This window comes from Flavobacterium fructosi, from assembly GCF_042787335.1.
Lineage (GTDB): Bacteria > Bacteroidota > Bacteroidia > Flavobacteriales > Flavobacteriaceae > Flavobacterium > Flavobacterium fructosi.
Genome location: NZ_JBHZQA010000010.1, coordinates 74,920 through 101,260, shown reverse-complemented (window position 1 = coordinate 101,260; position 26,341 = coordinate 74,920). Strand labels below are relative to the sequence as shown.

The 26,341-nt window shown below is 36.3% G+C and carries 41 protein-coding genes and 1 tRNA gene; 33 read left to right on the top strand and 9 right to left on the bottom strand.

The annotated features are described in order from the left end of the window. Positions 1-328: 328 nt before the first annotated feature. Positions 329-478 (top strand): hypothetical protein, encoded by a 150-nt coding sequence (locus ACFX5D_RS14215; protein WP_379858870.1) that lies wholly within the window; start codon positions 329-331, stop codon positions 476-478. Positions 479-1,401: 923 nt separating this feature from the next. Here ACFX5D_RS14215 and ACFX5D_RS14210 read toward each other — a convergent pair. Beyond that, positions 1,402-2,100 (bottom strand): LexA family transcriptional regulator, encoded by a 699-nt coding sequence (locus ACFX5D_RS14210; RefSeq protein WP_379858869.1) that lies wholly within the window; start codon positions 2,098-2,100, stop codon positions 1,402-1,404. A gap of 108 nt (positions 2,101-2,208) precedes the next feature. On the opposite strand from ACFX5D_RS14210, the gene ACFX5D_RS14205 reads away from it, so the two are divergent. The 22 genes from ACFX5D_RS14205 (at position 2,209) to ACFX5D_RS14100 (ending at position 13,700) form a co-directional block, all read left to right on the top strand. Beyond that, a complete protein-coding gene (locus ACFX5D_RS14205) occupies positions 2,209-2,382 on the top strand; it encodes a hypothetical protein (protein WP_379858868.1) in 174 nt (57 codons plus the stop codon). Between the two features lie 383 nt (positions 2,383-2,765). Then, the gene (locus ACFX5D_RS14200) at positions 2,766-4,367 is read left to right on the top strand and encodes a hypothetical protein (protein WP_379858867.1); all 1,602 of its coding nucleotides are present in this window, start codon (positions 2,766-2,768) and stop codon (positions 4,365-4,367) included. 52 nt (positions 4,368-4,419) lie between these two features. Continuing rightward, positions 4,420-5,274 carry an AAA family ATPase gene (locus tag ACFX5D_RS14195; RefSeq protein ID WP_379858866.1) on the top strand — a complete coding sequence of 285 codons (855 nt, stop codon included), beginning with the start codon at positions 4,420-4,422 and terminating at the stop codon, positions 5,272-5,274. Continuing rightward, entirely contained in the window at positions 5,264-5,722 is a 459-nt protein-coding gene (locus ACFX5D_RS14190) for a hypothetical protein (RefSeq protein ID WP_379858865.1), read from the top strand. Before ACFX5D_RS14195 ends, ACFX5D_RS14190 begins: the two co-directional genes overlap by 11 nt. Continuing rightward, the gene (locus tag ACFX5D_RS14185) at positions 5,703-6,341 is read left to right on the top strand and encodes a hypothetical protein (protein ID WP_379858864.1); all 639 of its coding nucleotides are present in this window, start codon (positions 5,703-5,705) and stop codon (positions 6,339-6,341) included. Before ACFX5D_RS14190 ends, ACFX5D_RS14185 begins: the two co-directional genes overlap by 20 nt. Positions 6,342-6,355: 14 nt before the next feature. Continuing rightward, positions 6,356-6,757 (top strand): hypothetical protein, encoded by a 402-nt coding sequence (locus ACFX5D_RS14180; protein WP_379858863.1) that lies wholly within the window; start codon positions 6,356-6,358, stop codon positions 6,755-6,757. Positions 6,758-6,891: 134 nt separating this feature from the next. Further along, a complete protein-coding gene (locus ACFX5D_RS14175; RefSeq protein ID WP_379858862.1) occupies positions 6,892-7,188 on the top strand; it encodes a hypothetical protein in 297 nt (98 codons plus the stop codon). Positions 7,189-7,215: 27 nt separating this feature from the next. After that, positions 7,216-7,926 carry a DUF3164 family protein gene (locus ACFX5D_RS14170; protein ID WP_379858861.1) on the top strand — a complete coding sequence of 237 codons (711 nt, stop codon included), beginning with the start codon at positions 7,216-7,218 and terminating at the stop codon, positions 7,924-7,926. Positions 7,927-8,039: 113 nt separating this feature from the next. Then, complete coding sequence (locus ACFX5D_RS14165; RefSeq protein ID WP_379858860.1) at positions 8,040-8,249, top strand: hypothetical protein; 210 nt, start codon at positions 8,040-8,042, stop codon at positions 8,247-8,249. A gap of 17 nt (positions 8,250-8,266) precedes the next feature. Then, positions 8,267-8,336: transfer RNA gene (locus ACFX5D_RS14160), tRNA-OTHER, on the top strand. 22 nt (positions 8,337-8,358) lie between these two features. Next, entirely contained in the window at positions 8,359-8,586 is a 228-nt protein-coding gene (locus ACFX5D_RS14155) for a hypothetical protein (RefSeq protein WP_379858859.1), read from the top strand. 2 nt (positions 8,587-8,588) lie between these two features. Beyond that, positions 8,589-8,948, top strand: coding sequence for a hypothetical protein (locus ACFX5D_RS14150; protein ID WP_379858858.1), 360 nt, complete (start codon positions 8,589-8,591; stop codon positions 8,946-8,948). A 317-nt stretch (positions 8,949-9,265) separates the two neighbouring features. Then, complete coding sequence (locus ACFX5D_RS14145; protein ID WP_379858857.1) at positions 9,266-9,415, top strand: hypothetical protein; 150 nt, start codon at positions 9,266-9,268, stop codon at positions 9,413-9,415. Continuing rightward, entirely contained in the window at positions 9,412-9,744 is a 333-nt protein-coding gene (locus tag ACFX5D_RS14140) for a hypothetical protein (protein ID WP_379858856.1), read from the top strand. The genes ACFX5D_RS14145 and ACFX5D_RS14140 overlap by 4 nt, the downstream gene beginning before the upstream one ends. Next, positions 9,741-10,187: a hypothetical protein gene (locus ACFX5D_RS14135; protein WP_379858855.1), complete on the top strand. Its 447-nt coding sequence runs from the start codon at positions 9,741-9,743 to the stop codon at positions 10,185-10,187. The genes ACFX5D_RS14140 and ACFX5D_RS14135 overlap by 4 nt, the downstream gene beginning before the upstream one ends. 30 nt (positions 10,188-10,217) lie before the next feature. Then, complete coding sequence (locus tag ACFX5D_RS14130; protein WP_379858853.1) at positions 10,218-10,676, top strand: hypothetical protein; 459 nt, start codon at positions 10,218-10,220, stop codon at positions 10,674-10,676. Between the two features lie 11 nt (positions 10,677-10,687). After that, positions 10,688-11,059 carry a hypothetical protein gene (locus tag ACFX5D_RS14125; RefSeq protein ID WP_379858852.1) on the top strand — a complete coding sequence of 124 codons (372 nt, stop codon included), beginning with the start codon at positions 10,688-10,690 and terminating at the stop codon, positions 11,057-11,059. A gap of 214 nt (positions 11,060-11,273) precedes the next feature. Beyond that, complete coding sequence (locus ACFX5D_RS14120; RefSeq protein ID WP_379858851.1) at positions 11,274-12,236, top strand: reverse transcriptase domain-containing protein; 963 nt, start codon at positions 11,274-11,276, stop codon at positions 12,234-12,236. Continuing rightward, positions 12,223-12,519, top strand: coding sequence for a hypothetical protein (locus ACFX5D_RS14115; RefSeq protein WP_379858850.1), 297 nt, complete (start codon positions 12,223-12,225; stop codon positions 12,517-12,519). The genes ACFX5D_RS14120 and ACFX5D_RS14115 overlap by 14 nt, the downstream gene beginning before the upstream one ends. 167 nt (positions 12,520-12,686) lie before the next feature. Further along, complete coding sequence (locus ACFX5D_RS14110) at positions 12,687-12,860, top strand: hypothetical protein (RefSeq protein ID WP_379858849.1); 174 nt, start codon at positions 12,687-12,689, stop codon at positions 12,858-12,860. A gap of 19 nt (positions 12,861-12,879) precedes the next feature. Continuing rightward, positions 12,880-13,344: a hypothetical protein gene (locus tag ACFX5D_RS14105; protein ID WP_379858848.1), complete on the top strand. Its 465-nt coding sequence runs from the start codon at positions 12,880-12,882 to the stop codon at positions 13,342-13,344. A gap of 107 nt (positions 13,345-13,451) precedes the next feature. Beyond that, complete coding sequence (locus ACFX5D_RS14100; RefSeq protein ID WP_379858847.1) at positions 13,452-13,700, top strand: hypothetical protein; 249 nt, start codon at positions 13,452-13,454, stop codon at positions 13,698-13,700. Here the strand turns inward: ACFX5D_RS14100 and ACFX5D_RS14095 are convergent. Both ACFX5D_RS14095 and ACFX5D_RS14090 read right to left on the bottom strand, forming a co-directional pair. After that, positions 13,697-14,152 (bottom strand): hypothetical protein, encoded by a 456-nt coding sequence (locus ACFX5D_RS14095; RefSeq protein WP_379858846.1) that lies wholly within the window; start codon positions 14,150-14,152, stop codon positions 13,697-13,699. The genes ACFX5D_RS14100 and ACFX5D_RS14095 overlap by 4 nt on opposite strands. Beyond that, positions 14,149-14,676 carry a hypothetical protein gene (locus ACFX5D_RS14090; RefSeq protein WP_379858845.1) on the bottom strand — a complete coding sequence of 176 codons (528 nt, stop codon included), beginning with the start codon at positions 14,674-14,676 and terminating at the stop codon, positions 14,149-14,151. The genes ACFX5D_RS14095 and ACFX5D_RS14090 overlap by 4 nt, the downstream gene beginning before the upstream one ends. A 56-nt stretch (positions 14,677-14,732) precedes the next feature. Between ACFX5D_RS14090 and ACFX5D_RS14085 the strand changes: the two genes are divergently transcribed. Then, on the top strand, positions 14,733-15,011 hold the full coding sequence (locus ACFX5D_RS14085; RefSeq protein ID WP_379858844.1) for a hypothetical protein: 279 nt from the start codon (positions 14,733-14,735) through the stop codon (positions 15,009-15,011). Here the strand turns inward: ACFX5D_RS14085 and ACFX5D_RS14080 are convergent. From ACFX5D_RS14080 to ACFX5D_RS14055, 6 genes are all read right to left on the bottom strand, one after another. Further along, positions 15,004-16,359, bottom strand: a complete 1,356-nt coding sequence (locus ACFX5D_RS14080; protein WP_379858843.1) for a phage head morphogenesis protein — start codon at positions 16,357-16,359, stop codon at positions 15,004-15,006. The two genes, ACFX5D_RS14085 and ACFX5D_RS14080, sit on opposite strands and share 8 nt — an antisense overlap. A gap of 185 nt (positions 16,360-16,544) precedes the next feature. Further along, positions 16,545-17,852 (bottom strand): phage portal protein family protein, encoded by a 1,308-nt coding sequence (locus ACFX5D_RS14075; RefSeq protein ID WP_379858842.1) that lies wholly within the window; start codon positions 17,850-17,852, stop codon positions 16,545-16,547. After that, positions 17,785-18,147 carry a hypothetical protein gene (locus ACFX5D_RS14070; RefSeq protein ID WP_379858841.1) on the bottom strand — a complete coding sequence of 121 codons (363 nt, stop codon included), beginning with the start codon at positions 18,145-18,147 and terminating at the stop codon, positions 17,785-17,787. Before ACFX5D_RS14070 ends, ACFX5D_RS14075 begins: the two co-directional genes overlap by 68 nt. 97 nt (positions 18,148-18,244) lie before the next feature. Beyond that, on the bottom strand, positions 18,245-18,400 hold the full coding sequence (locus ACFX5D_RS14065; RefSeq protein WP_379858840.1) for a hypothetical protein: 156 nt from the start codon (positions 18,398-18,400) through the stop codon (positions 18,245-18,247). Positions 18,401-18,403: 3 nt separating this feature from the next. After that, positions 18,404-19,924, bottom strand: a complete 1,521-nt coding sequence (locus ACFX5D_RS14060; RefSeq protein ID WP_379858839.1) for a hypothetical protein — start codon at positions 19,922-19,924, stop codon at positions 18,404-18,406. Continuing rightward, on the bottom strand, positions 19,924-20,478 hold the full coding sequence (locus ACFX5D_RS14055; RefSeq protein ID WP_379858838.1) for a phage terminase small subunit-related protein: 555 nt from the start codon (positions 20,476-20,478) through the stop codon (positions 19,924-19,926). Before ACFX5D_RS14055 ends, ACFX5D_RS14060 begins: the two co-directional genes overlap by 1 nt. Positions 20,479-20,674: 196 nt before the next feature. Here ACFX5D_RS14055 and ACFX5D_RS14050 point away from each other — a divergent pair, with 196 nt between their 5' ends. From ACFX5D_RS14050 to ACFX5D_RS14010, 9 genes are all read left to right on the top strand, one after another. Then, a complete protein-coding gene (locus ACFX5D_RS14050) occupies positions 20,675-21,673 on the top strand; it encodes an HK97 family phage prohead protease (protein ID WP_379858837.1) in 999 nt (332 codons plus the stop codon). A 6-nt stretch (positions 21,674-21,679) separates the two neighbouring features. Beyond that, positions 21,680-22,576: a phage major capsid protein gene (locus tag ACFX5D_RS14045; protein WP_379858836.1), complete on the top strand. Its 897-nt coding sequence runs from the start codon at positions 21,680-21,682 to the stop codon at positions 22,574-22,576. Between the two features lie 74 nt (positions 22,577-22,650). Then, positions 22,651-22,962 carry a hypothetical protein gene (locus tag ACFX5D_RS14040; protein WP_379858835.1) on the top strand — a complete coding sequence of 104 codons (312 nt, stop codon included), beginning with the start codon at positions 22,651-22,653 and terminating at the stop codon, positions 22,960-22,962. Beyond that, positions 22,959-23,420 (top strand): CHAP domain-containing protein, encoded by a 462-nt coding sequence (locus tag ACFX5D_RS14035; RefSeq protein WP_379858834.1) that lies wholly within the window; start codon positions 22,959-22,961, stop codon positions 23,418-23,420. The genes ACFX5D_RS14040 and ACFX5D_RS14035 overlap by 4 nt, the downstream gene beginning before the upstream one ends. Then, positions 23,417-23,896: a hypothetical protein gene (locus ACFX5D_RS14030; protein WP_379858833.1), complete on the top strand. Its 480-nt coding sequence runs from the start codon at positions 23,417-23,419 to the stop codon at positions 23,894-23,896. Before ACFX5D_RS14035 ends, ACFX5D_RS14030 begins: the two co-directional genes overlap by 4 nt. Positions 23,897-23,901: 5 nt before the next feature. After that, positions 23,902-24,324 (top strand): hypothetical protein, encoded by a 423-nt coding sequence (locus ACFX5D_RS14025; protein WP_379858832.1) that lies wholly within the window; start codon positions 23,902-23,904, stop codon positions 24,322-24,324. Next, positions 24,324-25,517 (top strand): DUF2586 family protein, encoded by a 1,194-nt coding sequence (locus ACFX5D_RS14020; RefSeq protein WP_379858831.1) that lies wholly within the window; start codon positions 24,324-24,326, stop codon positions 25,515-25,517. Before ACFX5D_RS14025 ends, ACFX5D_RS14020 begins: the two co-directional genes overlap by 1 nt. A 10-nt stretch (positions 25,518-25,527) precedes the next feature. Further along, the gene (locus ACFX5D_RS14015; protein ID WP_379858830.1) at positions 25,528-25,941 is read left to right on the top strand and encodes a hypothetical protein; all 414 of its coding nucleotides are present in this window, start codon (positions 25,528-25,530) and stop codon (positions 25,939-25,941) included. A 56-nt stretch (positions 25,942-25,997) separates the two neighbouring features. Further along, positions 25,998-26,321: a hypothetical protein gene (locus tag ACFX5D_RS14010; RefSeq protein WP_379858829.1), complete on the top strand. Its 324-nt coding sequence runs from the start codon at positions 25,998-26,000 to the stop codon at positions 26,319-26,321. The last annotated feature ends 20 nt before the right edge of the window (positions 26,322-26,341 follow it).

The window sequence follows — 26,341 nt, the reverse complement described above, 5'->3', positions numbered from 1 at the left end:
TTGAAAATACCTCTACAATCTTTACGATAACTCCATAGTGTTGACGGCAGGTACTCGGTTCCGTTCAACACGGGCTTCATTGTTCGTGCTGCGCACACAACGAAACCCTAGCTGTTGTAGGTAGTTGTTATTCTTTTGTAATTGTGTGTTTGGAAGTTTTTAATTGTTAAAATTACAAAATAAACAGAAAAATTCTTACTAAAAAGATTTGAAATGTTAAAATTTTGGAGTACTTTTGTGAAATATCGTCCGAATAAGTATTCGGAGCCTTTACAGCTCTTTTAAGAGGGCTGATTTTTTTATTGTCTAATTTTAAAATCTTATGCCTATGAGTGACAAATTTTTATTAACCAATACCGTCTATATGACAAAATTCCTTAAAATGTGGGAAGAAAAACCTGAAGCAGTAATTATGATAATCTTGGCGATTGCATCAATATCTGTTTCGGTTTTCTTTGGCTACAACACAATGAGATAGTCTGTCTATTAACTTTTAGTCGTAAGGACAAATTCTGAATGCTTAACTTGGTGAGTTGTTGTCTTAGTCGGTGACAACTCCCATAATTATCCTTTTACAACACTACAAAGATAAAAACATATTTTTAGTTAGGTCTATTGTTTTTGTAAAACTTTTTTCGTATTGACCTCAAACACACAATTTCAAAGAACTTAATTTAACCTTTAATAATAAGCAAAAAATGACAAAACTAGATTACAAATGGAAATTTTACAAAGATGTTAAAAAGTTTATACGTTAGTTGTTTTTTAACGCTTCGGCTCTTTTACAATTACCTACAACTTGTATATACTCGATATAAAGTAGCGACTATACAACCGTAATTGGGTAGATTGTCGCTACTTTATAGCCACATAGTAAACAAATTATAGGGGGTATAACCAAAAGTATCAATATACTTAATACAAAAAAGGTCGAAAAAGCCAATAAAATCAAGGGTTAACAATAAAAAGGTCGAAAAAGCAACTGTAAACGAAAAGTACATTTACTACCATTTAAGTACCATTTAATAAACCATTTTAAACACTTTAAATACTACAACTACCATTATCTCTAGTGTGACAACCACATACTACCGTTAAAGCCTTAAAAATAGCGTTTTTCTTTATATAAATCACCGTTTAAAATACTATTTAAACGGTTTTTTTATGCCCTGAAATGAGCAAAGGATCTATTTTTAAATTTAGTGAATACTTTGTTTTGGGGTTACAGTTGGGGTTACAGTTGGGGTTACTAAAGTAGTAAAAAAAATAATTATATAATTAGGGATAACCACTGAAAAAGATAGCTAAAAAGCATAAAATAACCTTATAGAGACAGGGATAATGCTATCTAAATAAAGGGTTTTTAGTGTTTTAAGTATTGATTTTCAGTAATTTGTGCTATTAAGACATAGAATTTATTCTAATAGAGGCTTTTATCAGTGCCATTGCTTTAACATTAGACAAATGAATGTCTTTTGGTTGGTGGTGTGAATTTTGCGAAACAATCTTTATAAATTCCTCTCCTTTCTCTGATTTATGAATCCATTTTGCAGTAACAAACTCATCTCCGTCCAAATCAATTGAAACGAGATACATTTCACCAAAGAAAATATTATCAATAGTATTTTCTACTTTCTTGTATATGATAATATCTCCACTTTTTAATAACGGATACATACTATCTCCGGTAACATATATAGCTCCGTCGCATTTAGGAAGGTTAGGAATGGATATATAATCAATAGGTTTATTAACTCCATTTTTATTACCGAAAAGCTCTACTAGTCCTGCGGTTGCTTCCAAATCATAGAGTGGGATCGATTGCTCTTTTAGTACTCGGTCTGTCTTTAAAGTATAAACTTCACCTGGTTCATGTGCTTGATTTGATATATTTTTTTTAAACATATCTCCATTACCAGTTAAAAGCCATTCAGGATTAATATTTAAACACTTTGTGTAAATTAACTCAGCGTCGAATGTGTTTCTTTTCTTCCAATTTGATAAAACTTGAGACGATATACCTAGTAAACTAGCAAAGTCAATGTCTTTATTAAGGCCATAGTAATTTTGCAACATATTTAACATCAAAGTTTTATCCATAATTATAAAAATATTTTAAACATTTTGTGTAAAACACTTGTTAAATTACACAAAGTGTTTATATATTTGCATTGTTCATTTAAAAGGAACAATTAATAAAACAAAGTAATGAAAAAAATATTAGTTCACCCAGATTTAAAGAAGCAATTGCAAAAAGAGTTCAAAGTAAGCTACGTAACCGTAACTATGAGTATAGATGGTGTGTTTACTTCAGAAAAAGCAATTGCTATCAGGCAGCGCGCTAAAGAACTGCTTATTGAAGAGGCAAATAAAATTGAGTAATCCCCTGACTAAAGTAACCAACGAATAAAATTATGTTTGAATATCAACAAAATACTCTTTGCGTGGCTAGCAGTTGGCTGTGGTCTGCTGATATAATGACAGAGGGTAATTATAAAAAATTATGCTCCATTGGAAAAATAAAAAAACTAACAATTGGTGGTAATGGTCGTAAATCATTAGTGGCTTATGAGTCAATACCTGACCGATTTAAAAAAGCTATTCGTGAAAAAGTTGGGGATCCTTATGCAAGTGTGAAAAACATTGTTTTTGGTGACTATATGGAATGGGATCACTCAGCCGAACACTATTTTAGAGATTATCTCCTGGACAACGGTTCCCATCTTCCTGAAGAAAAACAAAAGGAGTACACACATCAAGCTGTGATGTTTAACACTGTTAAGCATATCGCCAACAATGTCGTAGTGCAAAAGCGATTTGGCGGTAAGAAACAAATGTGGGACCGAATGCTTGAAGCTATTGGAAACTTACCTGAAACTTGGTTACACACTCGCTACAAAAATGTTATTTCCTTCAAGCGAGCTATCCATAAATACGAAGAGGAAGGTTACAGTTCAATCGTTTCAGGAAAATGGATGAACTCCAACCCTTCAAAAATTGTGGATGAAGTTGCCGATTTCGTTTTGTCACAGTACTGTCTTCCTGTTAAGTACACGATTTCAGAAGTACTAAAAATTTACGAATCAGTACGGGAAGCTAAAGGATGGAAAAGTTTAAGCGAGCGTGCTGTAGGTGCATGGCTTGATAAAACAGAGCAAAAACGAATTTGGATGTTAGCTCGTGACGGTAAGGACGAATACATGAAGCATTTTGGTCACACCGTAACTCGTAACCGCTCTCAATGGTTCCCCAACGCATGGTGGGCGATTGATGGTACTAAACTGGATTTAGTACACTTTGCAAACAACAAACAAAAGATGGCTGCTGAACTTAAAATAAACGTTGTTTTTGATGTTTACAGCGAGAAGATCATTGGTTGGGACATTGCATACTCTGAAAATCATGCTTCGCATTTTAGAGCGGTTAAAATGGCTGTAGGAGAATCAGGATGCAGACCATTCTTATTCACTTATGATAAGCAATCAGGTCATACTTCAGGCAAAATGCAAAATTTGTACGATAGACTGCCGGTGAATGGACATCATTATAGCCATAAAGTTGGGCGTAAATCGTCACCAGCGGAACAAATATTTAACCGTTTGCAACAGCAAGTAATATCAAAAATGTGGTTCTCTGACAAACAAGGGATCAAAGTAAGAACCGCTACCAATAAGCCTAACACGGATTTCATTGTAGAGTACAAAACCGCCCTACCAACAGTAGATCAATTCAATAAAATATTTCAAGCCCTGGTTAACAAATGGAACTCAGGCAAGCAAGAAGATTGGGAGTACAATAGAATCGAAATGTACAACCAAGAAACGGAGCATAGAGAAGAAATTGACATCATGGACCAATTATCAATATTCTGGATTGATGAAACGAAAGTTAAGAAATACTACGCACACGGAATGCCTCTTACTGTTGAAGGAAAAGATTACATCTATGAAGTTTACGATGAAAACAATCAAGTTGATTTGGATTTCAGAAGAAAGTTTGTTGGCGAAAGTCTAATTGTACGGTATGATCCTGAGCGACTAGATGACTTCATAGGATTATATGAGCTAACACCATCAGGAGAGAAACGATTTGTTGCCTATGCACAATCTAAACGTATGCACGAGTCGATTCCAGTACTAATGAAAGATAATTCAAAAGCACTACTGCTTCAAGATGTTGCCGTTCGTGATGCTGAGTTAAAACGTGACCAAGAAGCTTACGAACGATTAATTAATAGAACGGGCATATCAAGAGAAAGCCTAATCGAAGAGCAGGAGCTCATGGTTAAGTTTCAAGGGCATCTGCCTAAAGAGGAACAAATGGAAACTGACTCAAGCGCATTTCACTCTCGCTTTAACAAATACTAAAAGCATTTAAAAGCATTTAAAAACTGTTTAACCCCCAATTAAATATACAAAAATGACACAACAAGACAAATTAACAATAGTAGAAAATTTAGAGCTGTATATCGCTCAAAAAGGGTCTCAAAATAAAGTTGCTGCCGAAATGAAATCGGTATCAGCCGCCACACTTTCACAAATGCGTAACCACAACTGGGATAATATAGCTCTCGAAATGTGGCGTAAAGTTGGGGCTTTCCTTGGTGTAGGAACCAAAGAATGGCAGTTTGCCGAAACTAAAAACAGCACTGAATTATTGGAGTTTTTCAAAGATGCTCAATCGGATGCTCTTGTATTAGCTATTACAGGTAATGCGGGAAGTGGTAAAACAGCAACCGCAAAAAAATACGAGTCAGAAAACCAAAATGTGTTCCGTCTGTCTTGTAATGAGTATTGGGATAGAAAATGGTTTTTGCGTGAGCTGCTTTCTAAAATGGGAAAAGAAACTGACGGTATGACAATGCCTGAAATGATGCACAAGGCAGTGCTTACATTAAAATCATCAGCAAACCCTTTAATCATATTGGATGAAGCGGACAAGCTAGCTGATGCGGTACTACTGTTTTTTATCACACTGTACAACGAGCTAGAAGGACATTGTGGAATCATCATTATGGCAACTCAATACCTTGAAAAACGCATCCGTCGAGGAATAGCACAGCAAAAGAAAGGGTACCGTGAAATATACAGCCGTGTGGGACTTCGATTTATAGAACTAGAGCCTACAACTTACGCCGATGTTAAGGCGGTTTGCCTAGCCAATTCATTGACAGACGAACAAACCATAAGAGCTATTTCAAAAGATTGTGATAGCGACATCAGGAGAGTAAAGAGATTAGTATTTGCCAATAAAAGAGCCAACAATGGAATTTAGATACCATCCAATTATAGAAAATCTTAAAGTTAGTGAGGATGGTTCCATAATTACTTTGAATGCACAACTGGTGATAATTGCAAGCGACCATCCTGCTCACATGAGAAATCCAAGAAAGTTAGTGCGTTTTGGTAAAAAAAATGTCACCGTCATTAGATTAGTTTGTGAAGCATGGCATGGAATAGCACCAACCGGTGAACATGCAGCCAGAAGAGTTGACGAAGCAAAAGGGGATCATTACAGTAATTTATTTTGGGGTAAAAAAGGAATGACATTAAGTAGTGCAAAAGGAGTGGTTCAACCCACGTTGAAAATGACCCCTGAAGTATATGCTAATGTAATGAATCGAAGTAAAAAGGAATCAATAAGAGCCATTTTAAAAGAATTGGATATATCCGAAAACAGATTCTACCAATATCGAAAAAAGCATGTCGAAAAAGATAAATAGGGCTTATTCAGTATCAAACGTTCTTTCAAAAAAATTCAACCCTTTAGACTTCTCAGGCGAATGGGAAGCGACACTTGGAAAGCCTGATAAAGCTTTTTCTGCGATCATCTTTGGAAATACTAGTAACGGAAAAACAGAAGCTGCCATGAAGTTTGCCAAATACCTGACCAATTTTGGAAAAGTGGCTTACAACTCTTTAGAGCAAGGATTTTCAGCAACTATTCAAGCTGCATTGATAAGGAATCACATGGATACTTGCGGCAACTCATTCATACTCCTAGATCGAGAACCATTTGATGACTTGATTGTAAGGATGAGTAAACCAAAATCGCCCGATTTCCTTTTTATAGATTCCGTCCAGTACACAAGGATTACTAAGTCTCAATATTATCAACTCAAGGAGTTGATGCTTAAAAAAGGAAAAGGAATCATTTGGGTATCGCAGGCCAAAGGAAGTTTGCCAAAAGGTGCTTTAGCTGATGATGTATGGTATGATGTTGATTTGAAATTATGGGTTGAGGGATTCAAATTATTCCCTGACGGACGGTTAAACGGTGGCGGTGAGCCATTCGTTATATGGGCTCAAAGAGCTGCAAGATATTGGAAAGAAATCATTTAAAAAACAACAGCAAAATGAAAACAACTATCACAAAACAATCAAAAATTGAAACTTTAGAACAATTGTTCAATAAAGCACCGGATGTAGACTCTTTTATGTTTTCGTTATGGGAGTTATGGTGCGAAAGTGTAACACTAAACTCTATAGAATTCCAACAAGTGTTAGCGAATCGAAGTGTAAATAATTGGTTTTTGACCGAGTTAAAAAAAGAGGAAAAGGAATGTTCAATAGTACTGTTGGAATATAAAGATGCTTCCCAAGATGATAGAAACAAACTGTATATCAAATGTATTTATAATCTCTTTTCAAGGTTCCCACTGGCACTTTTGCAACAAGCTAAAAAGCGGGAGGTAAAAACACAAACCACAAGAGTTGCCGGACATAAAATAGAATTTTCAATTATTAACCAAAACTAGCATGACAGAAAGCGAAATTAAATTAAGAATCCAAGAGCTAGAAAATGCGCTTGAAACACACCCACACCATCCCAACCGTGTAGATATTGAAACGGACCTGCGCAATTTACGCCAACGACTAGAATATGAAGACTATGAGTAACGAAGAAATCCACCAACGTCTAGAAGATTTACACAACGTGCTCGTGTATTGTTCGGATGTGCAAACACAAGGCAGAATTCACGTGTTCAAAGTAGGAGAACGCATTTGCATCAATCAAGAACGTGGCGCACTGCTATCACAATTGAGCCACTCGAACAACGAAACATTTAGCCACCAAGTCCGGGAGTATAAAACACCGGTAGCAATTGAAGCCAAAATCAAGTTCACAATCGAAAAGATACAAGCCACCGGATGGGGAGGGTTTTCAAACGATAAAATTTTAAAATAAAATAATCTTAATAATACAACAATAATCATGAACACAGAAACAGTAACACCACCAGTAGATTTAACACAATTTTCACCGGCACAACTAAAAGCAGCATTAGCAGCTCAGGACTCTAAAAAAGAAGCCGATAGAATCGCTTACAAGGAATTAGTAGAACAAACAGTACCAAAAGCCATTTTTAAACTAGCATTAGCGTCTGAGGTGCTGTCTAATGCTAAAACAGAAGCGTTTCAGTATTTCGAGGATATCCTCAAACTAAAATCAGAAGTTTTTGGAGTAAAAGAAAAACAGCAGTCACACACTTTCTCCTTCGATGGTGGTGAAGTGCAAATAGGCTACCGAATTACTGACGGTTGGGATGATACGGTAAACGCAGGAATTGCCAAAGTAGAAAAATACATCAGCTCCCTAGCAAAAGATATGGAAACGGCTGCCTTGGTTGATATGGTTTTTAACCTTTTGAAAAAAGACGCCAAAGGAAATTTGAAAGGCTCCCGAGTTTTAGAGCTGCAAAAATTAACCTCCAAATTCAGTAATGAAGAGTTTACCGACGGTGTTGATATTATTTCAAAAGCATACAAACCTGTGCGCTCTGTTTGGTTTGTTGAAGCCGCCTTAATTGACGAAAACAAAAACAAAACGCCAATACCATTGTCTATGTCATCTGTTGATTTTTCAAAAGGATACAAGTTTGAGTTTTACAATGAGTCAATTGCTCATCAAGATGCCTCCGAGTAATTTAGTAAGCGCACTATTGGCAATCCTGCTAATAGTGCTTAACGGAAAAGCCATACTAAACTATCTGATATGGCTGCGATTTAAGATAAGAACCACTTTCAAACAAATGGAAAATGAGCATCACAATAACAATAATACCACTCACGGATAACGAAAGCTATAACGTAAACGGCCACACCGTTAACAAGAACCCAAAAGGGCATTATGATAGCAAAACGGATCTGTCAGAAAAAGAGTGGCGGGCTTTCAAAAAGTATGAAAATTTGGTAATTGATAATCCCGCATTCGTCCGCCACACTAAAGCAACATATCAAAGTAAATAGGTTTGGTTAATTCGGTTTCCCGATTCCTTTAGCGGTTAAGATCTCTCTTGAATGAGAGAAACGCAGGTTCGAATCCTGCATCGGGAGCAAATTTTAAAACAATAATAATATGACATCAACATTCTTAAAAACAAAATCAAAGTCGTTTTTCGAAGGTAAAAAAGCCAAAGTTTTAGTCAAACAAAGAAACATCGGGGGTGATGAAATTGAAAAAGGCGAAGTGGTAGAAATCATGTGTAAATCTAGTGATTGCAATATTTCATTAAATATTAAATCATCTAACGGAGTAGAAATTAATAAAGTTTGGTGCGAACAGTTAGAGTTAATAAAAGAATAGATATGATAACAACTAAAAAGCCATACGTGTACGAGGGAAGCGGTTCCGCAATAGACAACTATAATAGCCCAAAAAAGCAGTTGCAAGCTATAGTGCAAGGCGGCAGAACCAAAGGCAAAAGCAACTGGGGATTATTTGATAAAAATAACCAACAGCACAAAACAATCCTATCACTACTCCGTCAGGCTCAATGGGTGGTACCCAATGGCAAATGGGGCGAAGTTCCAGACATCAATAGATTGAGTGATTTTCTTAAGAGTGATAATTCACCAATTAACAAGCCACTCAAAAAGATGGAACCTGCGGAGGTTTCGAAAATAATAGAAGCATTCAAAGGAATCGTAAAATCAAAATATAAATAATGAAAAAGGCATTAAGAAAATCAAGTCAATTTTTAGAGAGAATATATGATAGAATATCATTCAAATTATATGGTGGCAAAAAATGTGCTCCGGACGTAACAACATGGAGATAATGAAAGAAGAAATAATGCACGACGTGTATTGGCTAATGTTTTGGTGTTTTAGTTCGGGTTATATGGCTTGTTCTTGTTTTTTGAGTATCACGCAAAAGAAAAAGAAGAAAAAAAGAAAATCAAAATTACCAAAATGTGATTGCTCAGATTTTAACCAGTGCGACAAACGGTGCTATGCTAAAGTAGCTTTTAATGAAGATTTCAATGATGGAAAAATATAGCATCACGGTAATTTGTCCTCACGACATAGCCGAAATAAGAGTAATTGAAAGTGTTGCCACCTGCGAAACAACCGTATTGGTTTGTACCGAGTGCGGCGAAGAATTAGAAAAACCTAAAACGGACTGCACATGAAAATAGATCTAAAACTTTCGCATCAACAACTTGGAGCACTCGTGTTTTCGTTCAAATCAATTAACACAATACCGGTGAACAACCGTGAAATAAAAGTAGCTCGCAGTGTACTTGATAAAGTGATATTGAAATTTAGAAAAAAGCATTTGGAGACGGAACAAATGATGACACTTTTTAGTAAAAAAAAGCCAATCAAATTCACACTTGAATATTATGAGGCACACTATCTGGAAAGCTTTGTCTCAATAATGGATGACTTCCCAATGTGTGAATATGATAAAAACGTATTGCGATTTATTAAAAACGGACTTAACCAGAAATTAGCATGAGCATTATTACGACCTACACCGTCAAGATGGAAAATGGCGACATCTGGCAGTTTAAATATAATTTAAAAGGTGTTTTAGTATTCTTTAATGTCATGGAAGGCGATTTGAGTGATAAGCAGGAGCAGTTTCTGTACGTCAACGGGAAGTTTCCATGGAAAGAAGATCACATTAAAGATTGGCCAAAAAAGTACAAAAGCATTAAACTAGAAATAGGAGAACCTGATTTTTCTTTTAAAGCATTATGGAATTTGTACGACAATAAAGTATCCAAGTTTGATGCGGAGAAAGCCTTTAATAAACTTTCGGACGCAGATAAAATTAAATGTTTCCTAGCAGTACCAGGATACAAAAAGTATTTAGCCAAAAAGGGCACCGGAACGGCACATTTAGCCACATTTATTCACCGGCAGTATTATAATGACGAATGGAGTAAAGCAGCGTAAAAACAAGTAATTAATCAAACAACAATAAAAATGAGTAAAACAATGCAAATCAATCCGCCACAAGGATTCAAATTTCAATCAGTTGACCAATCGTCAGGAGCTATTAACTTGGTGGAAATACCAAAAGACATCAAAGAGAGAATCACAAATCTTAATGATGTGATTAGAGAAAATGGCAAGACAGAAGAAGAATTTAGAGAATCATGTGAGGGTCTCGAGCCCGATGAAGTGGCTTATAAAATGATTAAGGAAATCGTGAAAGCATTCAATGAAGGTTGGGTACCAGACTGGACAAATTCAAATGAAGGTAAGTATTATCCTTGGTTCAAGATGGGTTCTCCTTCGGGTGGGGGTTTGTCGTACGACGGCTACGCTTACTGGCGCACGTATTCGATTGTCGGCTCGCGCCTTTGCTTTAAATCGGCTGATTTAGCAAAACATGCCGGACAATTGTTTGAGAGTATTTATAAAGATTTTTTAACAGTTTAAAACAACAAAAAATGTACACAGAAATTAAAACATTCGAAGACGCTTGCAAGGCTATTAATGTAGAGCCTACTATTATTCCAGATTTTTCATTGTTTCCTGAATCAGACAGACAGGCAATGATAGACCACGCTAAATTAGTAATCATAGCCAAAGCCATAAATGGCGACTGGGTGCCAGACTGGAATAACTGGGATCAATATAAATACTATCCTTGGTTCGAGATGGGTTCTCCTTCGGGTGGCGGTTTTTCGTACTACGACTTCGTTAGCTGGTACTCGCATTCGAGTGTCGGCTCGCGCCTTTGCTTTGAAACTAGAGAGCAAGCCAAATATGCAGGAAAGCAATTTGAAGACTTGTACAAAAGCTATTTTGTAAAAGCATAAAAAATTGAGGTTGTGTGGTGTCGTTGCTGTAGTTCTCCTTCAGGTGGCAGTTTTTCGTACAACGACTACGATAACTGGAACACGAATTCGAATGTCAGCTCGCACCTGAGCTTAAAATATTAAACACCGCAGGCCTTGCCAACACGGCAAAAAATCACATTCTTAATAGGTTCGTTAGTAGAGCAATCGAAAGCGAGCCAATCAAAGCAAAGAAATGAAACGACTCAATAATATATACAGTCAAATTACATCGATTGACAATCTAAGGATTGCTGAATCAAAAGCCCGAAAAGGCAAAGCCAATCAATACGGCGTAAAAATTTTTGACAAAGATCCAGAAACTTACATTTTGAATCTTCATGAAATGCTTTTAAATAAAGATTATAAAACCTCAGAATATACAACCTTCACGGTTTTTGAACCAAAAGAAAGGCTTGTTTTTCGCCTTCCTTACTTCCCTGACAGAATCACCCATCACGCCGTAATGAATGTTTTAGAGCCAATATTTGTAAAAGTTTTTACCAATGACAGCTATGCCTGCATAAAAGGAAAAGGAATACATGCAGCGGCCAATAATATCAAAACAGCGTTGCAGGACCAGGAGAATACAAAATACTGTTTGAAGTTGGACATTGTGAAGTTCTACCCTAATGTGGATCACGATATACTAAAAGCGTTACTTCGAAAAAAGTTCAAGGACAATGACCTACTTTGGTTATTGGATGAAATTATAGACAGTGCCGACGGTTTACCAATTGGCAACTATTTAAGCCAGTATTTCGCTAACTTCTACCTCACTTATTTTGATCATTGGATCAAAGAGCAAAAAGAAATAAAATATTACTTCAGGTATGCCGATGACATTGTAATTCTATCCAACAACAAACCCCACTTACACGAAATTTTAGAAGCGATTAAACAGTATTTAAACGATAATTTAAAACTGGAAGTTAAAGGAAATTATCAAGTATTCCCGGTTGAAGCTCGTGGGATTGATTTTGTAGGGTACAAGTTCTATCACACGCACACCTTACTTCGAAAATCAATCAAAAAACGATTTGCAAAAGCAGTATCCAAAACAAAAAACAAAGCCACAATAGCCGCATACAATGGCTGGGCAAAACACGCAAACACAAAACACTTATTAAAAAAATTATTACCCAATGACAGCATTTAAAGATTTAGGCATAAAAGCAGAACTATCCACTTTCACCGGTGACAAAATAAAAATTGACAAATTATTAAACGCTGAGATATCCGTTTTAGATTATAAGATTGAAGATTCAAAAGTTAAGGCAGGGACAAAACTATTAATCCTGCAATTAGTAAAATCAGGAACAAAGCATGTTTTATTTACCGGCTCTACAATCCTGATGCAAATGATACTGAAAGTACCAAAAGACAAATTTCCTTTTACAACAACAATAATTAAAGAATCCGAACATTTAGAATTCACTTAATATGCAAGAAATCTGGAACGATCACCACCGCCAAATCAGAGAAATAGACCGGAAGTATAAACGCAATTTGAAACGGCTATTTATTGTTGTAGGATTAATTTTATTTCTATTCGCATTTTTATTGTATAAATATTAACTAGATTTGATCAACCTTTAATTAAAAAACAATGAAAAAAATTATCATTATGAGTACCCTTGGACTCATGCTTGCAGGATCAGCATTTGCGTATGATTATTACGGCAAAAAATGCACCGGCTCAAAAGGATGTCATGCTTGTAAAAATTGTAAATATTGCAAGTATTGTGCAAAACAAGGCGGAACTTGTGGAGTTTGTAAATAACTTAAAGAATTTTTAAATTATGAAAAAACTATTATTACTCACCGTCGCCTTATTGGCTCTGTCATTTGCTCAGGCACAAGATTTGCAAACCATTGATTTAATGGTTCAATCCAATTCATTGGAGGATATAAAATGGGTGTCTGATAAAATTGCGGTTTTGTCTCCAGAGAAATATGTTTACTATAAAACAGGAAATCGAACCCTGAGAGACGAAAAATACAAAACCATTATTTATGCACCTGCATCAATGACCGATGAGGATAAAAAGGAATTTACTCAAGAGGAGAAAGATAGTTGTTTAATAGTAGTCTGGTCAGACAAAGGAAATAGTTACTCTTTTTTCGAAGTAAGTAACCAGGATAAAAACCTTCTCCCTTTTTGGAAAATAACTTTTGCATCAGATAAGGAGTATCGAGTATCTAAGGAACTAAAGTATAAGTTTGTTAAAAACGAAACGTCTTCCAGTATTGTAAAATCATATTAATTCAAAACCCACTTTTTTAAAGTGGGTTTTTTTATGCATTTACATTTCGATTTATAACAAAAAAAATCGATTTGGTTATAATATGTAAGTTATCTATATTTGCCTATATGTCTGTATCCCTAAATCGTAGTCTTGGTATTCAAAGGAATAAGCTGTTGCGTTACAGGCTTATAAAAGAATTGTACCAAAAACATAAGACAGAAGATATCCCGACAACTGTAGTGTGGCGTAAATACATTTGTCCTATTTACCCAATATCACGAACTACACTATATGAAGTGCTTTGTACTCCAGTAACTTCAGAACTTAAAAAAATTGAGGATGCTATCAATAGTCAAGTAAAACTATTTGATTAAACGTTGCTCATTCCTATAGTATAAGTAACTTCATACTCCTGAATGCCATCATCACGTTTTACCTTTCTCATGGCCGTACGCATCATAGCTCCGGCAGAACCATCTACTTTGACGCCGTGTAATTTCCCGTGAATACTTTCTATAATATCCCAGATTGACCAAGAGTTGTTTTTTTGTGGTTGTGGAGCTCTGGCACTTGTGTTACTCAATTTCAAATTAGCAATACTCAGTACAATTGTACCAGTAGCCATTTGGCGGTTTTGTGGTGTTGCACTTCTATCTTTTCCAATATCACTAAATACTAAATTTCCAATATCAATTAATGTCAATGGAAATTGAGTAGGTGGATTTGGCGAATAATCGTCCAGTTGTCCCCAATCCTCATCAATGTATTTTATTGCCGGAATGGTGTCTAAAATGGTTTGAATGCTTTGTAAAACTATTTTGCTCATCGTTTTAGTTTATTAAAAATTTCTTTTTCTAATTCTTTCATGTTAAGGTCAACTACATGTTCAATACGCTGCCTAACTTGTGGATGGTCGCCAATAAACTGACGTTGTTTTATTTTCATTTTTGCCCCTACTTTTTGTAGGGCTAAATTGCGCCACATTGCAGCTTCTTCAGAAAGCTTTTTGTTTCGCTCACCTTTTCCTGATTTTGTAACAGCACCGTTTGCCTTGTAAAACATTGCCCAAAAAAAACGTTTCATCCGTTCCGTTACAATAATTTCACCGCCTTCGTTTTGTAAACTGGCATAGGGTAAAGAACTTGTCCAGGATAAATCATTTTTTGTTTGTCTGGATCGTATTGAACGGCGAAGCTTTCCCGTACGCATTAATATACTGCCTCGTCTATTGGGTATTGCGGTGCTTTCCCATGCCTTATCAAAGAATGCTTTACGTTCGAAGTTCTTATCAAACTCATCTGTTAAGTCAACACGCAAGTCAGATAAAATATTTTTTATAAAGTCTTTCATGTAGATTTTATGTTTAAATCGTTGTTATTCAAATAACATTTACTAATTTTGTTTTTATGGAAACCATTTTTGATCACAACCCAACCCCTCAAGAGCTTAACGATATTCGTTTTGATGCTCTTTCGTTGTGCCTTAAATTTGGTGTCGAAACCACTGAAAAACTAACGCCAGAACTCTATAAAAAGGTAGTATCTCAAGACAATGCCTATTATGATTTAGCCTGTCTTTTTGAATTTAGAGACAATCAAACCAAAGCGGACGAATATTGGAGCAAACTCCCTGAATCAACACAATTGAATGGGTTAGGTTATGATTGTGCCAACATTGCTATTTAGTATTAGTGATAAAAAACTCATTGATCTTTCTTCCTATACTGCTGTAATCTTCCATTAAACTTGGCATCAAATCTTTTACTGCCTTTTTCTCATCTATTTCAAAGCTTTTTAGCTTTGTTCTAAAATCATTAATCCATCCTTGGTATCCATACCCTTTGTCAAGTATATCATTTTGATGTATGGCTTCGCCTCCAAATTTCTTAATAAAGTCCGGGTATGTATGTCTAGCACAAAACTGATTTACAACCTCCATGTTTTTAGTGCCTATCTGAGACAATCTAATTGGTGCTGTTTTTGTTTTTGCGTGTAGAATCTCATGCCACATTGACTCAAAAGAATACTCCTGGTTAAAAGTCATTTTCTCCCCTTTTTTGATAGCAGACAAACCGCCTCTAAATTCTTCTAAAGGATTGAATTTTATACTTGAAAACTCATGGCTGCTCAATGATATTTTAGAACCTCCAACCCAATTACCATTTGCCGGATTATATTGCATGGAGTGTTGCATCATGTACGATTTTGATTTTAAAAACTTAACATCATCTAAGCCGTTTCTAAAATCTTCCGGAGAAAGTTCAGCATATTTTTTCAAGATGTTTTTAATCTCTTTATTTGTTGGAAATTCTCCTTTGATATAATTAGTGAGATTTACAGCGCTTTCTTTTTTAAATTGCTTTTCTACTGTTTTTGCTCCCGCTACTTTATTATAAGGATGTGCCGGTGGGAAAACCACTTTTTGCGCACCAGGATTAAACCTAAATATCTCAAGCCGGTTCTTTCCGTCCTTACCTACTTGGTAAGTTGCGGCTTCGCCTGATTTAATTGCTTTGTCGCTATCACTTGTTGGAAATTTATCTTTTAAAACTTCCACAACGGTACAACGGCAGTTCCACCCGTTAGGCGGTGTATAAGAACTCCAAAAAGGGTCTGACTTAGGTAAAGTAACTCCATTTAAAGAAGCGTGTTCTTCCCGTACTCGGTTGTCGCCTGCAGTTCTATATTGCAATTCGTAGCGGTCATTATCTAAAAACTCAGACCATTTAGAAGCCATTTGTGAGGAACCAACGGCAAACTCATATTCTGCCTCCAGATAGTTTTTATTATAGGCAATATTTAGCTTATCGTATTCATGAGACAATTGATTGAACGGTTTTAAATTTCCTTTGTCATCCAACAACAATTTTGAAGCTTCAAATAGTTGAGCATTTGTTTTTAGTCCACCAAATAATCTAGCATCATCCTGTAATGCATTACGCATTGTTTCGGGCATGTCATTGTCAGTAATAGCAAAGTTGAAAGCATCGAAAGTTTGATTTATCAAATCCTTGTATGCTTTTTCGCTCTGCAAATCTTTAGGGTTATAACTCCCTTTTTCATGCAGACGTTTAAATGCATTTTCACCGGTGTTTAATAACTGTTTAAATTTATTGTCAATAGATAAATTTAATTGAGTGATTTTGCCCTTACAGTCTTCACAACCGCAATTATACAAGTTGCCAATTCGCAAATGTAACGCCCCAAAATATTCAGGGCTTACACGAAAAAATCTTCACCTACATTTAGCGATAATTTAGTTGGAGCTGCAATTTTCTTGGCTCCTAATATTTTTACTCCAAATGTGTCATTTACCCAAACAGGGTCGACTTCAAGAAATGCAGCCGCTTCAACAGTCATTTTCCAAAGCTTTTCTAAATCTTCCGCTGGAGGATAAGCAAACACCGCATCACCGGTAATGATACCTAACAATTTTAAAGCGGGTATAACAGTTGAGTTCCATGCTTGCTCAATTAATGATAAGTCGCTGTCAACTAAATCTTGTAGAATACCAATAGATGTTTTTTCTTTGGAGTTAGATCCGTTTTTAGTATCCTGACCTACTACAGTTCCAGAGATACCCATTGATATCTCGTTATTGCAAACGCTAAGTAATCCTTTATACACATCGCCATTAGTAGAAACTCCTTGAGCGAATTCAAAGCTTTCATTTTCATCAATAATAAACCATGCAGCCGAACCCATGTCTTTCAACATCTTTTCGCCACGAGTAACCATAGTTCTGTCTTGAGTATTAGTTTTTAAAACTCTTGGAGGTATTCCGTAAATCTCGCAAAGCTCACTATAACAACTTTGAGCAAAACGTTTGAAAAGGACATGAGGCACGCATCCATTTAATAATCCAAAGTCTTTGTTGTCTCCAAACTCAATCAACCAAGAACCGTATTCTTTTTGTTCCCGGTAGATTATTTTTTTATCATCGGCATAATCTTTATAGATAAATCCACCTACAGGATCAATGTTTTGTCTTGGGATTAAATTATATACTAATTCGTTGTTTACATAATCAAATTCCCCCAGTGAATGACCATAGAAACGAGTTTCTAAAATGGCTTTATTGATTTGATATACCCACCTTTTATTTTGCATTAAATCAGTTAAGTCCTGGTTTAATTTACCACTCAAATCTTTCATGATAAAAGGCTGAGACAAACTCTTTAACATTCTATTATTGAGCTGACTTTGCAAATGTAAATCAACTAAAATGTTATCGTAAAGGTTATACAATGGGTAGCGTTTGGGTTGGTCAACATTGTTGGCCAAGTTCAAAGCGTCATTCCAGTTCTTAATATCCTGTCGGGTGCGGGAAATTGTTTTTGGCGCAATCGTAGGAACGTAACTATTTCCCTTTTTTGTAATTGTCTGTGGCGTTGCTGCTAAATCAACTGTTTCAGGTTTGAAACCAAAAAAACTACCAATATTTTGTTTAATTCCCATGTTAATAGTCGTGATTAAATTTTGTGCGTGAACCGGAACTAAAAGGCTGTCTGTCGCTATTAGTGTCATCTAATATTATTCTAGGTAATGAAGTAAGTACAACCGTCCCTTTTGCTAATTTGTTAAACCAATCGATGGCTCTGTCGTATCGCTCTTTAGCTTGCTCATAGATAAAATCAGCATTACAAAGTGTGGCAATGTGAAACTTAGCTAAGGTTAAACAATGTTGCAAAATCAATGAATTTCTATCTAATGCGGTAGCACTAAATATTGTTGCAGTATCGTATAGGATTCTGCCGTCAAGAGTTTCCAGTTTATTAGTGTTGGGAGTCAAATAACTTTTTGCCTCTTCTTCTGCTGCCATGAGAGCCTGTAAAACTAGATCGTCATTGCCTTCGGTTATCTGATCTATTTGGTAGGCATAAATAACACTGCCTAAGTCTATTTTTTCTAAAAACATATTAATGTTGTTTTACTATTTTTTCAATTACTTTAACCCAAAAAGACTTAACTGGATTGAATTTGTTTACTTCCTCTTCGCCTCTGTAAACTTCATGCTCTACATAAATTGGAAAGCCTAAAATGTCAACACCAATTTGGTACGTTGCTTTTATCATAATTTAATATTTACGGTTACTGCGCTCTCCGTAGGAAAAGCCACTATTCTTTTTTACTACTCTATTTTGAATTAACCAACACGCACCTTCTATTGCATCCGGCGCATCCATTATTTTAGTGGTCGGAGAAACGGCAAGCATTTGGTCATGCGTTCGTACCATATTTGGCTCTTCTTTTTGATCCACATTAAAAATTAATCTTCCTAAGCGGTTATGTGGTTCTAGCGTTCCCTCGATTCTAAAAAACTTATCGGGTTTGCGTCTTGCGTCAGGGGTAATTGGAATAGTAAAACCGTTATCTCTGGAACGTTGGTAAATCAACGGCAATAATACTTGCTCATAAAAAGGATCTTGTAGCGAGTTGTTTTCTATATATATTCGTTTAGTATCAACTTTGTTTAGTGTCAGATGTTTGTAAGCTTCGTACAGGCAATCCACAAATTTTGAATTACTCATAGTGTCCACCCACATTTTATAGACATAGTATTTTTGTTGTCGATAGCCTATGATCGCAATTGCTTTTGTAGATGCGTTTCCCTTATCCTTGTTTGATGTTGAGGGGTCAGCATAAACAACAACATCCTCACAATAAGAAAGTGGTGGACATTTACCATAAGTCAACTCTTTGAAAATATCACCTTCAGATATTGGATTATTGAAGTATTCTTTTTGAGCTGAATTGAATGAAATAGTTCTTAAAACTCTATCAATTGATGCCTCTGTGTTTTTGTTTGGCCAAGTACTTTTACCTTCCTTATCTCTAATGTTTACAATATCGTGGTAATCGGCTTTTTTTGCCAACTCGGTTACACAGCAATATTTTGCAATGATGTTCCCGCAAACAATGATTTGCAAATGCCCGGAGATAGAACGTGTAGGTATGAGTGCCTCCTCAATCCATTTGACTTTTTGTTTGATACGTTCCGGATTCCTACATTCTTCATCTGTATCGATGTCATCGATAAGGATAACATCAGGACGGACTTCATCTTTACGAGTACCACGGGGACTTTGCCCCGCACCAATTGCTCTAAAGCTAACGCCTTCGCGAGTAGTAAACTCTCCCGCTTCCCAATTGCCAATGCTCTCTTGTTCCCCATAATCATTAATGATTCGGTTATTTGCTTCTAAAATTGATTTGTATGGTAATAGCAGTCGGCAAGCATTGTCATAAGTTGACGATGACATAATAATATTTTTCTTTTTCCGGGTTAAAGCATTATATAATTGCTCAAACATAGTTCTACCGGACTTGGATAATTCGCGCGCCCAGGAACGCACCTCAAACCATTCTAAATTATCTAGAACTCGTTTGGTGCCCTTGATGTGAAATGGGGCAGCTTCAGAAGTATAGAAGTTCGGAAAGTAATATTTAAACCATTGTTCGGGATTAGCTTCAAGGTGTTTAATCCTTTTAGCTTTATCTAAAGTCGTTTCGTTTAAATCAACAGGCGTTGCTTTTAGCGTGTTGTCCCTAAATTCCTGCCATTGGGCTAAGTATGCTTTGTCGCTTCTTAAACTCATTATTTTTTCATTTTTTGAGTAATGAAGCCGTCACAATATTTAGTTAACTGATTTGCAAAAGACACATCTTGCGACCGGATGAACTGGATGAGTTGCTTGGCAACTTCTACCGTTTCACCAATATTAGTTTCAGTCTCCAGTTTTTTGATAGAAGATGTGATTTTCGATATAATATCTGCATCCTTCGAAGTGGCAACGTTTCCAATCTTAATAGGATAATCTTTAGGATTTATTTTTGGAAATTCTAAATACTCATCTCCGTGACTGTCTTTTAATTTTATTGGCTTCAATAAAAACGTTGGAATATCATAAACAATAGGACGGTTTGTAATCTCATTATTTAGAGTCTCCAATTGTTTATATAAGGACGTCAGTTGATTGTCCTTAGTAACCAACATAGACACTTTTAGACTTTCCCAGTTGTCTTCCTTAATCCATTTTCCGACTGTTTTTTCAGTCACTTTTAAACGGGATGCAATTTCCTTTTGTGAGATGTTTTCATTCACAAAAAGAATCTTGGCAAAGTCTCTTTCTACCTGTTTTCTAACGGCCATACTTCAAATGTTTAGAGCAAATTTGAAGTATTAGATTCTACAAAAAAAAATCCTGTTTACTTGCTTTACAACTGTGTCAAGTCTTGGTACACAAGTGTTCAAGTGCTTTGCAATTATTTTTTTAAGAATTGCTTTCAACCAATATTTGTCACCTCAAAAGGCAATAACTGCCAAAAGTAAACCTCAAAGTTAAGTAATGGCTAAACCTGAATATTTTGTATTTAATGATGAAAATGTTAGAAACTCATACGGGTTTCACATTAACACATTAGGCATTAATATGGATCGCTTCAAGGACAATCCTGTCATGTTGAACAATCACATTAATAGCAATGAAAATGTCATTGGTAATTGGTCGGAGCCTCTTAAAGAAGCAGGTTTATTAAAACTAAAACCACACTTCGATGAAGAAACTAATCTAGGCAAAGACGTTGCCGGCAAAGTAGATCGTGGCTATTTGAAAGGTTGCAGTATGGGAATTATTCCCAACTGGGACTCTATCCAAAAAGTAGGTGACCGCTTAATTATGATGGAGTGTGAACTTGCTGAAGGTTCAATTATTCCGGTACCATCCAACAAAGGCGCCATAGCTATTTATAGTGCTGATGGTAGCGAAGTCTTAAAAGAAGAGGATGTGAAGTCGCTTTGTCTTTCGGTTTCAGAAAAACTGAACTCAATTCCAGAAAATTTAAATATTAATACAACTATGAAAAAAATCATTTTAAGTGTAGCTACACTTATGGCATTAGGTTTTAAGGACCAACCGGCTGACGGTATGGATACTCAAGATGTTGAAGCCAAAGTATTGGAGCTATCCGGTAAACTAACCTCTTTGACTTCTGAAAATGAAGGCTTGAAGTTGGCTGCGCAAACAGCCAAAGAAGCTCAGGAGACCTCTGTAAAATTAGCTGCTACTCAAAAAGTAGATTTAGCAATTACACAAGGTAAAATCCCTGCAGACAAAAAAGATGCCTTCGTGCAACTTGGAATTACTTCTCCAGAAGTATTGGAAACAACTTTAAACGCCATCCCTGCAAAAACAGTTCACGGATTGGGTATTACACCCCAAGGTGGAAATGGAGGAGTTGAAGTGAAAACAATGGAGGAATTTCAAAAATTGAGCGTTGCCGTTCAATTGTCATTCAAAAATGACAACCCAGAGGAGTACAAAAAAATTGTAGAATCAATTAAATAAAAGTATATGAACTTTCCAGAAATTTGGGTAGCCAGAGTAATTCAGAACTTAACCAATCAGAGCGTTGCTCCTTGGTTAGACGGAATTCCAGAACTTGATGCAGATGTAACCGTGCTTGAGGCAGGTTCCGCATCAGAACTAACCGTTATTAATATTCCACGTGCGAATTTTAATCCCGATGTATTGGTAAACAATAGCGTGTATCCTATTCCAGTGCAAGCGTACACAGACGATAGTGTTGTTTTGTCATTAGACAAATACCAAACAAAAGCCACTTCAGTATCAGATGACCAAATCATTGGTTCTGCATACGATAAAATCGATGCTACAACTCGTAGCCATACAAGAGCAATCTTGACTAAAAAATTCAAAAAAGCAATTCACTCTATTGCTCCAACTTCTGACGCAGCTGCTACTCCGGTAATTGCAGCAACGGGACCGGTAGTTAATGGTGTAGCCACTTTGACTTATGAGGATTTAGTTGCCTTAAAAGGCAGATTAGACGCTGATGAAGTTGATCCATCGGGAAGACGTATCGTGCTTTCAACTAAGCATTGGAACGACTTGCTTATTGACCGTAAAAACTTTGGAGACAAATTAGTCAATTATAACACGGGGATGCCTGCGCCAATGATTGCAGGATTTGAATTGTTCCAGTACAATGGAAACCCATTGTTTACAAGTGCCGGAGTTAAAAAAGCTTTTGGAGCTGTTGTAGCTGCAGGAGACCGTGAAGGTTCTGTTGCTTTCTGGACTGGTGGAATTGCCAAAAAAACAGGTTTGACAAAACAGTATTTTGAGCCTGCAAGCTCTGACACTGCAAACCAAGCGAACCTTTTAAACTACCGTCATTACTTTATGGCGATACCATTTGAAAGCAGATTCATTGCAGCAATCTACTAGAAATATATTGAACTAGAAAATAAAAAAAGGCTACTGCGACATTAGTCAGTAGCCTTTTTTATAAAAATCCCATCATGTTAGAAACCCTATTATTTCCTGTCATTGCCTCTTTTTTTACTGCACTTGGAATGAAAATTCTTGAGTGGAATAAAGATAAAGCAACTATCAAGTCGACCGAGATAGATAATGAAATCAAATCGGCTACTTTTTATCAAAACCTTTTGGATGATATGAGTAAACGACTCGAAGAGTCTATTGTCGCTATTGAAAAGCGTGATCTTAGAATTAAAGAAAGGGATGACAGAATTGAGCATTTGATTGAAGAAATGGAAATCCTGACTGGTGAATTAAGAAAATACAAGCAACTTAACGGTAAGCAAGAATGAGCCCATTATCATTAAAAGCGCTAGAAATAGCAATAAAACAACTTGGAGTTCAAGAAATTCCACGAGGTTCTAATGCTGGTCCTGCTGTTGAAAAGTACTTAAAGTCTGTTGGACTTGGAAAAGGGTACGCTTGGTGTGAAGCATTTGTTTATTGGTGTTATAGTGAAGCCGGTAAAGAACTAGGAGTTGTAAATCCATTGAAGAAAACAGCCGGTGTATTAGATCAGTTGAATAATAGTAAAAAATACGTCGTTAAAACTCCACAAAAAGGAGATTTATTTATTATGGATTTTGGCGGAGGCCAAGGACATATTGGATTTGTAAATGAAGCAGAAGTTAATACAATACAAACGGTGGAAGGCAACTCTAACGACGATGGAAGTCGTGAAGGTTATGAAGTGTGCCGAAAACCAAATGGAAGAAAAACAAACACGATAAAAGCATTTTTAAGAGTATGAAAAATTTAAAACACATTGTGTTGTTGTTTTTTTCTCTCATGGTACTGGCTTCCTGCGGAAGTTCGAAGCCCGCCATGACCGAAAGCAAAACACAAATTATTACCAAACTTGAAACGGTACACGATACTGTTTTTAGAATTGAAAAAGACAGCAGTTCGTACCAGGCATTATTAGAATGTCAAAACGGTAAAGTTGTTATTAAAAGTATTGTCCAAAGCGAACCGGGGAGCATATTAAAAATCCCGAAGGTTCGCCTTGCAGACAATCTGCTCAAAGTAGATTGTGAGGCAAGAGCTCAAGAGTTATTCGCTAGATGGAAAGATACTTACGAGTCTAATTATATAAAGGAAATACCGCCACCTGTTGAAGTAAATAAGCTAACAGATTGGCAAAAAGCACAAATTAACATCTTTAGGATCTATGCCGTTTTAACCTTGTTGTTTGGCGCATGGGTATTTATAAAATCTAAACTTTAAAAGATATGAACCACATTTTTAAAACCAACCCACACTTACAAAAGTGTTTTGTTACTTCTGATGGTGAAGCTTTCTACCAAGAAAATGACGCTAAAAATCACGGAAGAACTTTAAAAGATAAATCGGTAGAAACGGTTTATAATGAAGCTTTTTTAGAAGTGAACGACGCAGAAGATGTTTCAGCTGATGTAAATGGATTAGCAGAATTTGAAGCAGCCGAAAAAGAAGCAGCTGAAAAAGAAGCGGCTGAAAAAGAAGCAGCCGAAAAAGAAGCAGCTGAAAAAGAAGCAGCCGAAAAAGAAGCAGCCGAAAAAGAAGCAGCTGAAAAAGAAGTAGCCGAAAAAGAAGCAGCTGAAAAAGAAGCAGCCGAAAAAGAAGCGGCAAAGAATTTATTCGCAAAAACAACCACTGCTAAAAAAGGTAAATAATGTCTAGACCAAAAGTAAATATAGGATTTGAAAACGGCAACCTTGGGGTTGTCGCTACAAGTCCTGACGGAATTTCCGTAATTGTTGCTAGTGCAACAGCTAACGGTTCTTTTGCTCTAGATACTCCTTATACGGTATTTAGTTTGAAAGAGGCAGAAACTTTAGGCATCATTGCCGGTATTGCCAACTATGAATTGCATAAAACCATCAAGGAATTTTACGCAGAAGCTGGAGAAGGCACTGAGCTTTGGATTTATGGTGTTGCAAAGACACTTACGCTAGATGAGTTAATTGCGGAGAGCGAAGCCGTGTTAATGGCTTCAAATAGACGTATTCGTTTTGTGATTTGCAAATATGCACCCTCGGTTGCTGAAGTAGTTGTAGCAGCAGGAATAAGAACGGGATTACCTGCCACATTAGCAGCGGCTCAAGCAATTGCCGATGACTTCACGGAAAACAAAATCCATCCAGTTATTTTTATTATTGAAGGTTATAATTATACAGGCATTGCACAAGATCTTATTGGTTTTGGAATCACTACTTATAACCGTGTTGCAGTAATGATTGGCGATACCGAAACTAGAACGGGAGCTACAGCATCAAAAGGTGCAGCGGTTGGAGTTCTTGGAGGTAGATTGGCAAAAAATCAAGTCCATGTAAACGCAGGACGTGTAAAAGACGGTGCGTTAAAAGCGCTTCAATTCTTTATCCTGGACACACCAGTTGAGCAAGTCAATATCGATGCTTTATATGACAAAGGATTTATTACTACTTGTACGCATGTGGGTAAATCAGGGTATTACATTGTAGATGACCACTTAGCCTGTACGGTTGAAGATGATTACCACTTTATCACTCGCAGACGTGTAATTGACAAAGCTTTTGTTTTAGCAAATTCAACTTTGACAAATTATATTCTGGATGACTTTAATTTAGTTGATGGCGGTAAGCTTTCTCCAATTGATGCCCGAACTATTGAGGCAGCAATTGAAAGAACGATTGCTCAGGAAATGAGTGTTAAAGGCGAGCTTTCCATTGATGTTACTAAAGCTAATGATACAGGTGTAAAAGTTCTGGTTGACATTACAAATAATGTGGCATCAACCGGAATTATTAAAGGTAAAATTAGCGTAAAACCAAAAGGCTACGGCAGATTCTTAGAGTTTACCATTGGCTATAATCTTAACTCTTAATTAAAAAGATATGAGTTTCAATAGTAGAGAATACGAGTGGTCAGATATAACTGTTATTGCGGGAGGGATAGATTTATTGACTATCAGAGCGGTAAAGTGTAAAAAGAAAGTAGAGCAAGAACCTATTTATGCTAAAGGAGGAGAACCTTATGCTATTCAAAAGGGTAATTCTTCATACGAAGGAGAATTAGAGCTTTTAAAGTCAGGCTTCGATGCTTTGGAAGATGCAGCCGGAGGCGATATAACCACTGCTAGATTTGATATTCTAGTTTCTTATGGTAATCCTGCAAATGGGGATGTTATAAGAACTAATAAAATTTTGAATATTTCAGTAGGTGAATCCGAAGAGGCCGCCAAACAAGGTGATAAATTCATGCCGGTTACATTGCCATTTTTAGCAACTGGATTTAAGAAAAACGTATAAAGTTAAAATCAAATAATCCCGAGCAATCGGGATTATTTTAATAAAACAACAATCAAATGATTACAGAAGAAAACACAACAGCAACATCAACACACACGGCTTCACCAGAGCAAATCGCAGAATGGAAAGCACAACATGGCGAATTTTTCGGAATTGTAATTGAGGACAAAGTTTGCTATTTAAAGAAACCAGACCGCAAGGCTTTAAGCTTTGCCTCGCAGGTAGGTTCTGACCCAATGAAATTTAATGAAGTAATTCTTAAAAACTGTTGGCTTGGCGGCGACCCTGAAATATTAACAGACGACAGTTTGTTTCTTGCAGCCTCTTCAAAACTTGACCAAGTTATTGAGTTTAAAAAAGCAGAGCTAGTAAAGTACTAGAGTCATCGGTAGTTGATGAA